The organism is Acinetobacter sp. ESBL14 (assembly GCF_036668815.1).
GTDB classification, from domain to species: Bacteria; Pseudomonadota; Gammaproteobacteria; order Pseudomonadales; family Moraxellaceae; genus Acinetobacter; species Acinetobacter gyllenbergii.
Window position 1 is genome coordinate 313845 of the sequence record NZ_JAZEVS010000003.1, and the last position, 12724, is coordinate 326568.

Here is a 12724-nt window from a genome sequence, read left to right on the forward strand (position 1 = left end):
GGATTGAGTTGGTTAAATTTTATCTAGTAATTTTATTTATATTTTTTACACAAACTACGCATGCTGAGAAAAAAGAGGATAATTCTTGTAATTTAAATCAAAAATATAAATTAAGTGTGTTTAGTAAAAATGATGCTACATTTATATCGAATAATTGTGAGATATCACCTGATAATCAATATGTTGAAAGTTTTTTAATTATACAAAACAAAAAAATGAATCTTAATAGAGTTAAAGGTCGAGTAGGGAATGGTGAAGGCACTGAGTTAGTTGCAGTTAGTTTGTATAGAAAAAAAAGTAAGTTGCCAGTATTAATAACCTTATACTCAGAAACTTATTGTTGCTATCCTCAGCCTAGTGGAAAGCTATATACAGTTGATTTATATAATATTGTTAAAAATGGAAACAATATATCATTGAAGCCGATTACTGATATTTTGGGTGATAATAGTTCAGGGCTTGAAGGTGTTTCTGATGACTATATGCACTTTAAATTTAAAGATGTCGCTTCGATTAAGAAGTGGCTGAATAAGAATTATAAATGAGATTCTTTATTGGATTGTTTTTTTTCAAACCTCTCTCCGCGTGGAACAAAACAAGAATGTAATGTTGAGCTTAATAATTTTTTTGAAAAGCTATTGCAATATTATGTGGATAATTTTATTTTTTATTTGAGTGAGATGGGGGAGTTAAAAATGCAAGTTTAATATGAATAATAACTAGTTTTAGATGGTGGGTTAGTCAGATTTTTTCAACATGGTGAATATAAATGGTTTATTTTATAAATAGAGGAATCATCTTTTTTTTTCTTTTTAGTACATCCTTTACTTATGCAGAAAATAAAGTTAAATTGAATGAAAATCAATGCGTTGATTTAAGGGTCAATTATGAAAAGCTGGATTTGTATCTCAGTGATTGTGTTGAAAAAATAAATAAAATTGACACTATTGAGGTTCCTAACGATATAGCAAAAATAGAGTATTCTTTTTTTAATAAAAATAATTTATATATAGCATTTTCTTATGATGAGAACTATAGAAGTTTAGATAATAAATATAGTTATGTTAATAAATATTTTTTGATTAATGCTTATGATTGTAATGAAAAAAATAATTGTAAATATAATTCTGCTTTGTCAAATTATTTTGGTAGTGGTGGAGATTTGTTTGATCGGGAAAGAAAAGAATTAGTTTATAGGTATCCATATTCTAGAAGGGATCTTTTAATGAAAGAGTTAAGCTCTGATAGGTTTGATAATTGGATGAGTGGTAAAATAAAAGAAGGAAAAGTTGTGAGAAAAACATTTGTTAACGAAGTTAATAATGTTTCAACTGAACATAATGGTTATTTAATAAAAGGTGATATTTTTGAAGTGGAAGATATTAGCTCTGGGTGGTTAAATGTTAAATATACAAGTAAAGTGGGGAAAATAACAAAAGGGTGGGTTAACTGTAAGGATACAAATATTTGTGATTAATTTTTTTACAGTATTTTTTTTAATATTTTTTGTAGCAACATCATATGCTGAGACAAAGAATGATAATTTTTGTAATTTAAATCAAAAATATAAATTAAGTATATTCGGTAAGAATGATTTTATTCTAATTAGCAAATCTTGTGATTATAATGATAAGCATTTTTTAGTGAATTTTTTAATTAAAGGGAAGCAAAAAATATTTATTAATAAATACAGTGTGGATGGTGGGAAGTGGCCACAAAAGTTAGAAGCTGTGAGTATTTATAAACAAAAGAACAAAGCCCCTATTCTTATTACGTTACATACCCAGCGATGGGATACTCTTGCAATAGGTGGAGTAACTTATTCAATTAACTTATATCAAATAATTAATAATAATGAAGGTGTGAAGTTGATAGATATTAGTAAGAATCTTGGTAATGATCAAAGCGGTTTGGATGGTATTTCAGATGACTATATGCATTTTAAATTTAAAGACATTGCTTCGATTAAGAAATGGCTTGATAAAAATTATAAATGAGCGTCTTTGTTGGGTTGTTATCTATACGCATCGGCATTCATAAAGTTTTTACTTTCGATGAATATTTTAAATAAAAAAACCGCCAATAAGATCCTTATTGGCGGTTTGGAAATCAAAAAACTGATTTATACATTAAAACGGAAGTGTAAAACGTCGCCATCTTGAACGATATACGTTTTACCTTCTAAACGCCATTTACCTGCTTCTTTGGCGCCGCTTTCACCGTTGTATTGAATGAAGTCATCATAAGCAACACATTCAGCACGGATAAAGCCTTTTTCGAAGTCAGTATGAATCACACCAGCCGCTTGTGGCGCAGTCGCACCGACCTTAACAGTCCAAGCACGAACTTCTTGTACGCCCGCAGTGAAGTAAGTTTGTAAGCCAAGTAAGCTATAACCTGCACGAATCACGACATTTAAGCCTGGTTCTTCCATGCCCATCGCTTCCAAGAATTCAGCACGGTCTTCATCTTCTAACAATGAAATCTCAGCTTCGATCTGGTTACAAAGCGGTACAACAATCGCATTTTCTTCAGCAGCAAGTTTTTTAACCGCTTCAAGATGCGGGTTATTTTCAAAACCATCTTCTGCAACGTTCGCAATATACATGGTTGGTTTAAGTGTCATTAAACCAAAACCGCGAACCGCTTTACGTTCGTCATCAGAAAGGTCAGCCGCACGTGCTGGTTTACCTTCATCAAGCAAAGGTTGGATTTTTTCTAATACAGCTTTGGTTGCAAGTGCTTCTTTGTCACCGCCTTTCGCCGCTTTAGTCAAACGTAACAATGCTTTGGCAACGGTATCAAGGTCAGCAAGTGCAAGTTCGGTGTTGATGGTCGCGATATCATCTAAAGGATCAATTTTACCATTTACGTGAATCACGTTTTCATCTTCGAAACAACGAACAACGTGTGCAATTGCATCCGTTTCACGGATGTTGGCAAGGAATTGGTTACCCAAGCCTTCACCTTTTGATGCACCAGCAACTAGACCTGCGATATCAACAAATTCCATTGTGGTCGGGATAACACGTTGTGGTTTAACAATTGCTGTAAGTTTATCTAGGCGTGGATCTGGAACAGGAACAATCCCTGTATTCGGTTCAATGGTACAAAACGGAAAGTTTTCAGCCGCAATCGCTGCCTTTGTTAATGCATTAAATAATGTAGATTTACCTACGTTTGGCAGACCAACAATACCGCAATTAAAACCCATGAAACCACTCACAAATGTGTTATTTAAAAATTGCTGCTGATTTTACATGAAAGCCATGACAAAGTCAGGTCATGGCGCGTGCGGATTTTTATTTCGGACTTAAACTTTGCGTTTATCCAGTTGTTTGGCAATATTATCGCCTGTGACTTGTACCAACATCACCAAGACAATCAGCACTAAAATTACCGCCAGCATCACTTGCATATCAAAACGTTGATAGCCGTAGCGATAGGCGATATCGCCCAAACCACCTGCACCAATCGCACCTGCGATGGCAGAGGAACTGATCATGGTCACAATGGTCACGGTAAAACCTGCGACAATACCCGGCAAGGCTTCAGGGAGTAACACATGCCAAAGAATCTGTTTACGATTACAGCCCATTGCTTGCGCTGCTTCAATCAACCCTTGATCCACTTCACGTAGGCTGACTTCGGCAATACGGGCGAAGAATGGAATAGCGGCGATGGTTAAGGGCACAATCGCAGCCAAGACCCCATAACTGGTGCCGACGATCCAACGAGTAAATGGAATCAATGCCACCATTAAAATCAGGAAGGGCACGGATCGAGTGATGTTAATGACCCAACCCAAAGGCTGATTAATTTTCTTGGATGGGTAAATCCCAAAATCTGCGGTACTGACCAAAATCAAGGCAATCGGCAGACCAATCAAAAAGGCCAGAATCGCAGAGACACCGACCATGATTAAAGTATCGGTCGTACCTGTGAGTAACAGATCAATGAGTTGATTGTACATAACCGATCACCTCAAGTTGTGTTATTGCAGGATGTTTTTCAAAGTGGGAGTGAGTTAAATCAAATTCCGAAGAGGGAACCCCGATAATCAATGAGCCAATGGTTCGCTGTTGAATGCTATTAATTTGGCTGTGGTAGACCTGAACTGGACGATTAAAGCCATCCAATAGTTCATATAAATCAGGAACGGCTTGCGATTCACTGACATATTTTAGCTTTAAAATCTGATGGGTACTCTGAGGCAGAATGGTTTGACTCAGTTCAAAAGGTAAATTTACCTGCTCAAAATTGAGTAATTCCCGTGTGATCTGTTGTTGTGGATCGGAAAATACCAACCAGACTTGCCCAGACTCGATAATCTCACCATGATCAATCACGATCACCTGATCACAAATTTCTTGAATGACTTGCATCTCATGGGTGATCAAGACAATGGTTAAGCCGAGGTCTCGGTTGATCTGCTTTAACAACGATAAAATATTGGCCGTGCTTTCTGGGTCGAGAGCTGAGGTCGCCTCATCACAGAGCAGAATTTCGGGCTGAGAAACCAAGGCACGGGCAATGCCCACACGTTGTTTCTGCCCACCAGACAATTGAGCCGGGTAATCATTTCGCTTTGCTGCTAATCCAACCAGCGTCAGTACCTCACTGACCCGTTGCTCTATTTCGGCCTTGTCATAACCGGCAATACGTAGCGGTAGCGCCACATTTTCCCATACGGTTTTGGCAGACATCAGATTAAAATGCTGAAAAATCATGCCAATTTTCTGCCGAGTTTTAATCAACTCTGCATGACTGAGTTCAGCAATATTTTGCTGATGAATCAAAATACTGCCTGTATCAATCGACTCCAGACCATTTAAGGTACGCAGCAGGGAGGATTTACCTGCACCACTTTTTCCGATAATCCCGACAATCTGTGCTTTAGGAATATCCACATTAATGTCTTTTAATGCATGTAAGCGTTGGCCCTGTACCTCATAAAACTTATTTAAACCACGGATTTTCAGATGTGGAACTGAAAAATCAACTTGTGAACCAAAACTCACCATCATTGTTCTCCTTATTTCCAGCCTGGGAACCACAACGTTGGACCAAAATCACTATCCAAGGCTGCTTTGACTTTCGGTGAGTTTTGATAAATCTCGACAAATTTCTGTAGTTTGCTGTCTTTATCCTGATAGTCATCACGCACCACAAATAAAATCGCATAACGCTTATTGGTATTGTCATCAAACAATAAGGCACTTTCAGGATCAGCTGTTTTGGCTAGACGTAGGTAATGTGGATAGCCAAATGCCAGATCAACATCATCAATGGCACGTGCAGTTTGTGGGCCTTCAACTTCGGTAAATTTCAAGTTCTTCGGATTTGCAGTAATGTCTTTCAGTGCAGAAAGGTGATTATTGCTGTCTTTCAGTTCAATCAGCTTGGCTTGTTGCAGCAACAATAAAGCACGACCTTGATTCACTGGATCATTCGGAATGGCAACTGTTGCACCATTTGGCAGTTCATCAAAGCTTTTATATTTTTTTGAATACAGTCCAACATGCGAAGCCGCACCTGCCGCAAATGACTTTAATTTAAAGCCAGTTTCTTTAATGGCATTGTCCAAGAAGGGCTGATGCTGGAAAAAGTTCGCATCAATATCACCATGATTTAGTGTAATGTTCGGCGTGTTCCAATCGGAAAACTCTACCAATTTGACATTTAAACCCTGCTGTTTGGCTTCATCCGCAGCGACTTGTAACGGATGTGCAAAAGACGGACTAATCCCAATCACCAGTTCACTGCTGTGGTTCTGTCTTTGATTATTCCAAATCAATAAGGCAATAATCGCAACAACAACGACAAGGCCAATACCCAACCATTTTTTAGAGGCTGTTTGAGCCATATATTTCTCCAATTCTATTCTTAAATGTTTAAATGCTAAGCACTAATTTCTTCAATTGTTTTTAAGTCATGTGTGTTGTTCTGCGCTCTACATCGAAACTGATCGGCAGGATGGCTTGCAGCTAAATGATCCCCTTGGGCAAACAGTTTATTGCGTAATGAACCTGTGGCATATTCAGTTTTATAACGTCCACGTTGCTGTAACTCTGGAATCACCAAGCGAATAAAATCATGATGTGATTCAGGTGCAACGGTACGAGTCAGGTTAAAACCATCGATACCGGTTTGATCGAGTAGCTCAATCAGATATTCCGCAACTTCCGTAGCACTCCCGACAATCAGCGGATAACGTCCACCCAAAACATGCTGTGCTTTTAAGTCATTCTTGCTGATGCGCTGTTCTTTAAACTTCTCATTGACTGAGGCAATGCTATTGCTCTTTTGATAAGGAATCGCTTCATCATCTGCAAACTTGGCAAGGTCAATACCGACTGAGCTGGCATAATGCGCTAAACCTGCTTCAGGGCTGGCATATTGGCGATATTCAGCCAGTTTCTGTTGAGCAAGTTCATGTGTTTCAGCCACAACTACGGTAATGCCGACAAAGATTTTAATCGCATTTTCATCTCGACCTTGCTGTGTTGCTTGTAGTCGTATCTTATTAACTTGCTGACGAATTTTTTCAGGCTGATCACCGCCAATAAAAATACATTCCGCATGACGTGTGGCAAATTGCAGACCTTTCGGTGAAGCACCTGCTTGGAAGAGTGTCGGGGTACGTTGAACCGAAGGCGCAACCTGAAACACCCCTTGGCTTTGGTAATATTGGCCTTGATGATTGATCGAGTGGACTTTATTTGGATCGGTAAAAATGCGTTGTTGCTTATCTTTCCTCAAGGCATCATTTTCCCAAGAGCCTTCCCAATATTGATAGCAAAGCTGTAAAAATTCCTCGGCCTGATCATAACGGGCATCGTGATCTTTTAAACCTTTTTGCCCAATTAAACGTTCAGCACTGTCCAAATAGCCTGTGACAATATTCCAGCCCAAACGACCTTGAGTTAAATGATCGAGACTGGCAAATCGCCGTGCAAATTGATAGGGCTGTTCATAGCTCAAATTGACGGTGACACCAAAGCTTAAATTTTGTGTGACTAAGGCCATTGCCGAAATCAGGGTCGATGGATCATGGCTCGGTAGTTGAATGGACTCTTTGAGGGTCAGATCAATCCCATTCTGATAGACATCATAAACCCCTGTAATATCCGCCAAAAATAAACCATCAAATAGACCTTGCTCTAGCGTTTGGGCTAACTCAGTCCAATAACTCAGTTCATTAAAGCGATGTGATTGATCACGAGGGTGCGTCCACAAACCATGATTGATATGACCGACACAATTCATATCAAAGGCATTCAGTAAAATTTTCTTCGGCAGGTTTTGACCCATTACAATGTCCCCCGACGTGGAGGAAGAAGACCATTCAACACATAATTGCCAATGAAGTAATATTTCCAGCGTGCAGCATCGTGCAGGGTATGAACCCGTGCATTACGCCAATGTCGATCCAGACCATCACCACGTTGACTGCCACGACTACCTGCCAACTCAATCAGTTTTGATGAGGCTTTTAATGCTGTTTCGGTACTATGCGCACGCACTTTGGCGACATCAATTGAGGCTTTGGCCAAGGTCTCTGCATTGAGGTCCTGTTTGGCGATATCTACAGATCGAGCTGCTTGTTTGAGAAGTAATTCGCTGGCTTTAACATCGGTTGCCACACGACCCAGCTCTGATAGGGTTAACGGATCTTGCGTCGCAGATTCAATATTGGCATCAATCCAAGGACGCGCCACACGCACACGTTCCAGTGTTTCTTCAAAGGCAGCACGGGCAATGCCGACTTCAATCGCTGCATGCATGATCTGGGCAAAGGGGCCAACTAAAGACAGTTGCTTAAAGGCAGTATCAAAAGGAATCACATCCTCTTTGGCAACAAAGACCTGATTAAACTTAACTGTGCCGCTGCCCGTGGTGCGTTGCCCAAAACCAGACCAGTCATCAATCAGCTCAAGCCCTTGACTGTCGCGTTGTACAAAAGCCAGAAACTCATTACCCGTTTCATCAACTACTAAGGTTGGAATACGATGTGCAAACAAGCTACCTGTGCAATAAAACTTTTCTCCCTGAATCAGATAGCCTTTCTCATTTTGAATCAATGTTGTTTGCTTATGGGCAGATGTGCGAGTTTTAAATTCAGCTAAGGCATTACCAAAGCGTGCACCATGTAAGACTTCTTGATAGAGACGTTTCTTTTGCGCTTCTGTGCCTGTATTACGCAATACTTCCAATGCATAGAAGTGATTTTGTGGAATTTGTCCAATCGAACCATCCGCACCGCTAAACAGCGCAATGACTTTGGCAACAGTGAGGCTGGAAACCTCTGCACCACCATACTGTTTAGGTACGGTAATCGCCCATAAACCAGACTGGCTATAGCTTTCGATTTCAGTAAATGGCAAGTTTCGATTGGCATCGCGTTCAACCGCTGCTTGTTTAAACTGTTGGCTGAGTTGCGTGGCAATGTCCAGTGCTTCTGCATCACTTTGAATGATATGCGCTGCTTTAATATGGGTTTTGGCAAAACCTTGTAATTCTTGGTATGAAGTCATGATGTGCTCCTTAAATCCAAGCATGGCGGGCAGGGTGCGTACCATTGAGGTAATAGTCACCGATGGCATGGAATTTCCAACGCACAGGATCATGTAAGGTATGTACACGGGCATTGCGCCAGTGTTGATCGAGATTATGTTGGCTCAGGCTGGCACGGCTGCCACCAAGTTCGAGTAGCTTCTCTGAGATATGCAGGGCAGCATCATTGGCATAAATTTTTGCTTCTGCTACTAAAATAGAAGCGCGCGCGGCTTGCTCGGCAGAAATCTCAGCGATTTGATCAAGTTCATCCAGATATTCGGCAGCATCATCCAGCAATAAAATGGCAGCATCGAGCAGGATATTGAGTTTGCCAACTTCTTGTAAGGTGTAATGTTCTTCACTGGCTTTTTCTACGCCTGCATCAATAATGGGACGTGCTTTACGAATGCTGGATAAGGTGTCGTCAAAAGCTGCTTCGGCAATGCCAACATCAATGGCAACCTGCAAAAGTTGAGAATACGCACCGCGAACATTTGGGGTGTCGGCAATAATGCGCTCATCAAAAAATAGTGCAGGATCAACAACGACGTTGTGTAGTTTTACCGTTCCACTGGCTGTAGTACGTTGACCAAAGCCATTCCAGTCATTAATCACTTCAACACCATCGGCATGACGCTCAACCAGAGTCAATACGGTATAACCATCTGGATGTAAGGCTCGAATCGCTAACCAATCCGCAAAGCTGGTGCCAGTCGAGTAAAATTTTTCCCCGTTTAAAAAGTATTGACCATTTTCTAACCTTAATGTGGTTTGAATGGCTTTGGTATCTTTGGAGTTTTTTTCTGGCCCACCATTGGCAATGCGTTTGCCTGCCAAAATTTCAGTATAGACAAACTGTTTTTGTACATCTGAACCAGTGATATTAATAAAATTTAAAAGACCAAACTGGTTTTGTGGAATTTGTCCGACATTGGCATCGGCTTTCGTTAAAATACGAAACACATGTGCCAAGGTCTTGTTGGAGACAAAAGCACCCCCATATTGTTGTGGTACACGGATTCCGCCAAGGCCTTTTTGGCTAAACTGAATAATTTGTTCTGTCGGCAAAATCCGATTTTGATCACGATGATTGCGATCTTCTAATGCAAAGTCAGCAACTTGATAGGCAGCATTGATGGCCTGCTGATCATTTGAAATCAGTTGTGTTTGAGCTTGGATCACTGATTGATTACTGGACATGTGAGCACCTCTAATAGATAAGAGATACTTTACAAAAGTTTTACTTTTCCACTAAACCATCAGTTATGCCTTATATATCACAATAATTTCTAAGCATTTATTATGAGAAAAATAACAGAAAAGTAGATAATAAATACTAATTAAAAACATAAACTTAGAGCTCTTGGTTCTTTGTTAACCTATGCGAAAAGTCTTTTTCTATGAAAGAAAGGAATAATCTCACCACGAATATTTATAAAGCAAACTCGCCGAAATTATAGAAGATCGAGCAAAAAGGACATTGTATTGATTCACTTTTACTTCTACAGTAGGGAAAACCTTATGTTTGATCGAGTAGAAAAATAAATTTGGAGAGTCTATGCGGGTTTTATACCAATTTCCTTTGTCTCACTATTGTGAAAAAGCTCGCTGGTTGCTAGATCATAAGGAATTGGACTATGTGGCACATAATTTAATTCCTGGTTTTCACCGTGCTTTTACCTATCTAAAATCTGGGCAATACTTATTGCCAATGTTGAAAGATGATAAACACTGGATTGCCGATTCAACGCAAATCGCCTTATATCTGGATAGCACCTATCCAGAGCATGCTTTATTGAGACGTGATGAACAGTTACGTGAGCAAGCCTTAGAAATTGACAAGTTAGCTGATGAACTTGGTGTCCATGTGCGTCGTTGGTCATTGGCGCATGCATTGTCAGTGGGTGACCATCCGCTTGAAATCATGATGGGTGAGCAAGGTTATTTACGCCAGTTTGAAAAAATTTCTAAGCCGATCTTAAAAAGCTTAGTTTCGACCAACTATAAGTTGAATCCTGAGCAAGTGACCGAGTCTAAGCTCAGAATGACTGAGTTGATTACGGATCTGAACCAGCGTTTGATTGATAATCAAGGACGTTATATGGTCGGTGATCGTCTGGGTTTGGCCGATATCGCAGTCTGTGCAATTCTTGCGCCTTTATTGGTGATTAAAGGGACACCGTGGGAATTGGAAAATGATGATATTGAGCAGTTTAACGGCGAACTAAAACAATATTATGATTATTTATCTGATCTGCCGATTGGACAATATGTACAGCGCATTTACGCCACTGAACGAAATGCACGGGTCGATTGGCGTGGTTTATAAATAAGTTGTTGTAGAAAAGCCCTGATTGCTTAATTGGGGCTTTTTTTATGGGAAAGAAAACAGAAAAATGACCGATAAAGTAAAAAATTATCGGTGAATAAAATTAATTTTTAAAAGAAAATTCGTTTTAAGCTGAAAATATTAGAAATTATTGCCAAATTTACTTTAAAAAAACTGAAAAGAGGGAAATAATTATAAAAAGGCTTTGCTATCTTATGTTTCAGGGTGTGATGGGGATCGAAACGAGTTGTTCAACAATTGGGAGATCAGTTGAACAGTTGCTCAAAAGGTCTTGTTTCGGCTTTGAGACAGAGATAAACCAAAAGTTTATCGGAATCATGTTTGCGTTATCCATGCAGCATCGTCAAAAGTTAAACGAATGTTTTCCCTTGACCCTTAAAAATTACTGAGTGCGCAGTTCCGATAAAAACATAAATTCAGAGTGAGAACTGTAGAATGGAATTAGATCGTTTTGATAAACAAATTCTGGAAATTTTGACCCATGAGGATGTCAATCTGAATGAGCTTTCAGAGCGTATTAATCTTTCAGTGAGTTCAGTACATCGTCGCATTAAAAACTTGATTGAATCGCAAGTGATGGGGCAACTGAAACGAGAAATTAATTTTAATAAATTGGGTTTTAGCTTACATATTCTTTTACAGGTTTCATTGAGCAAACACGATAGCGAAACCTTTGATAAATTTCTGCAAGAAATCGAAGATATTCCAGAAGTCACCAATGCCTTTCTTGTGACGGGGCAGAGTGCCGATTTTATTTTGGAATTAGTGGCACGCAATATGGATGACTACAGTGAAATTCTATTACGCCGTATTGGTAAAATTGACAGTGTCGTTGCACTACATTCAAGCTTCGTGATCAAAGAATATAATGTCTTTAACTGCTATAAGCTTTTAAATAAGCTATAAAAAATGCATCTAAAAAGATGCATTTTTTACTGATCTAAATGAATTAAGCATCAAGTTGCGTTAATACATCTTCAGAGAATTCAACGTTGGTATAAACGTTTTGAACATCATCAAGATCTTCAAGCATATCAATCATTTTCATGATTTGTTTAGCTTGATCGATATCGTTGATTTCAGCTTTAGTCGATGGGCTCATCACAACTTCAGCATTGTCAGATTTTAAACCTGCAGCTGTAAGCGCATCTTGGACATCACCAAAGCTTTCTGGGCTGGTAATCACCAAGATACTATCTTCGTCGATCTCGATATCATCAGCACCCGCTTCTAAAGCAACTTCCATGACTTTGTCTTCTAAAGAAACATCTTCAAAAGAAATTTCACCACGCTTGGTGAATAGGTAAGCCACCGAACCATTGGTTCCTAAATTACCATTGGTTTTAGAGAAGCAATGGCGAACATCTGGAACAGTACGGTTTAAGTTATCGGTCATGGTTTCAACGATAACCGCAACGCCACCCACGCCATAACCTTCATAGGTAACTTCTTTTAAATCATCATTGTCTTCGCCACCTGCACCACGCTGGATTGCACGGTTGATGGTGTCACGTGTCATATTCACAGAAAGTGCTTTTTCAACAACAGCACGTAAACGTGGGTTGCTTGCAGCATCTGGCCCGCCTAAACGTGCAGCGGTTACGATTTCACGGATGTATTTAGTAAAAACTTTACCGCGACTGGCATCTTGTTTAGCTTTACGATGCTTAATATTGGCCCATTTAGAATGACCCGCCATGGAAGTAACTCCAAAAAATAAAACTTAAAAAAAGTGCAGGAATATTAGCATAGCGATGGTTTTGTTGAAAACTAGCATCACTCATATTCAAACTGTAAAATCTTGATCAAGCATCA

At 39.4% G+C, this 12724-nt stretch carries 13 protein-coding genes; 5 read left to right on the forward strand and 8 right to left on the reverse strand.

What is annotated here, in order from left to right; all coding sequences use genetic code 11:
• Positions 1-8 precede the first annotated feature (8 nt).
• The 3 genes from V6E90_RS12580 to V6E90_RS12590 all read left to right on the forward strand — a co-directional run bounded on the left by V6E90_RS12580 (position 9) and on the right by V6E90_RS12590 (position 1997).
• Positions 9-545, forward strand: coding sequence for a hypothetical protein (locus tag V6E90_RS12580; RefSeq protein ID WP_332605510.1), 537 nt, complete (start codon positions 9-11; stop codon positions 543-545).
• A gap of 224 nt (positions 546-769) precedes the next feature.
• A complete protein-coding gene (locus tag V6E90_RS12585) occupies positions 770-1477 on the forward strand; it encodes a hypothetical protein (protein ID WP_332605511.1) in 708 nt (235 codons plus the stop codon).
• Positions 1470-1997 (forward strand): hypothetical protein, encoded by a 528-nt coding sequence (locus tag V6E90_RS12590; RefSeq protein WP_332605512.1) that lies wholly within the window; start codon positions 1470-1472, stop codon positions 1995-1997. Before V6E90_RS12585 ends, V6E90_RS12590 begins: the two co-directional genes overlap by 8 nt.
• Positions 1998-2122: 125 nt before the next feature.
• Here the strand turns inward: V6E90_RS12590 and ychF are convergent, their stop codons facing one another.
• From ychF to V6E90_RS12625, 7 genes are all read right to left on the reverse strand, one after another.
• Positions 2123-3214, reverse strand: coding sequence for a redox-regulated ATPase YchF (gene ychF / locus V6E90_RS12595; protein ID WP_005271118.1), 1092 nt, complete (start codon positions 3212-3214; stop codon positions 2123-2125).
• Positions 3215-3313: 99 nt separating this feature from the next.
• Positions 3314-3973 carry a methionine ABC transporter permease gene (locus tag V6E90_RS12600; protein WP_005062303.1) on the reverse strand — a complete coding sequence of 220 codons (660 nt, stop codon included), beginning with the start codon at positions 3971-3973 and terminating at the stop codon, positions 3314-3316.
• A complete protein-coding gene (locus V6E90_RS12605; RefSeq protein WP_332605593.1) occupies positions 3954-5024 on the reverse strand; it encodes a methionine ABC transporter ATP-binding protein in 1071 nt (356 codons plus the stop codon). Before V6E90_RS12605 ends, V6E90_RS12600 begins: the two co-directional genes overlap by 20 nt.
• Before the next feature lie 11 nt (positions 5025-5035).
• Positions 5036-5866 (reverse strand): MetQ/NlpA family ABC transporter substrate-binding protein, encoded by an 831-nt coding sequence (locus V6E90_RS12610; RefSeq protein WP_332605513.1) that lies wholly within the window; start codon positions 5864-5866, stop codon positions 5036-5038.
• A 35-nt stretch (positions 5867-5901) separates the two neighbouring features.
• Positions 5902-7314, reverse strand: a complete 1413-nt coding sequence (locus tag V6E90_RS12615; RefSeq protein WP_332605514.1) for an LLM class flavin-dependent oxidoreductase — start codon at positions 7312-7314, stop codon at positions 5902-5904.
• Entirely contained in the window at positions 7314-8537 is a 1224-nt protein-coding gene (locus tag V6E90_RS12620) for an SfnB family sulfur acquisition oxidoreductase (protein WP_332605515.1), read from the reverse strand. The genes V6E90_RS12615 and V6E90_RS12620 overlap by 1 nt, the downstream gene beginning before the upstream one ends.
• Before the next feature lie 10 nt (positions 8538-8547).
• Complete coding sequence (locus tag V6E90_RS12625) at positions 8548-9759, reverse strand: SfnB family sulfur acquisition oxidoreductase (RefSeq protein ID WP_332605516.1); 1212 nt, start codon at positions 9757-9759, stop codon at positions 8548-8550.
• 358 nt (positions 9760-10117) lie between these two features.
• On the opposite strand from V6E90_RS12625, the gene V6E90_RS12630 reads away from it, so the two are divergent.
• Both V6E90_RS12630 and V6E90_RS12635 read left to right on the forward strand, forming a co-directional pair.
• Positions 10118-10888 (forward strand): glutathione S-transferase family protein, encoded by a 771-nt coding sequence (locus V6E90_RS12630; protein WP_016543290.1) that lies wholly within the window; start codon positions 10118-10120, stop codon positions 10886-10888.
• Positions 10889-11344: 456 nt separating this feature from the next.
• Positions 11345-11815, forward strand: coding sequence for an Lrp/AsnC family transcriptional regulator (locus V6E90_RS12635; protein WP_004661600.1), 471 nt, complete (start codon positions 11345-11347; stop codon positions 11813-11815).
• A 43-nt stretch (positions 11816-11858) separates the two neighbouring features.
• On the opposite strand, the gene V6E90_RS12640 is transcribed toward V6E90_RS12635, so the two are convergent.
• Entirely contained in the window at positions 11859-12608 is a 750-nt protein-coding gene (locus tag V6E90_RS12640) for a YebC/PmpR family DNA-binding transcriptional regulator (RefSeq protein ID WP_004653079.1), read from the reverse strand.
• Positions 12609-12724 lie beyond the last annotated feature (116 nt).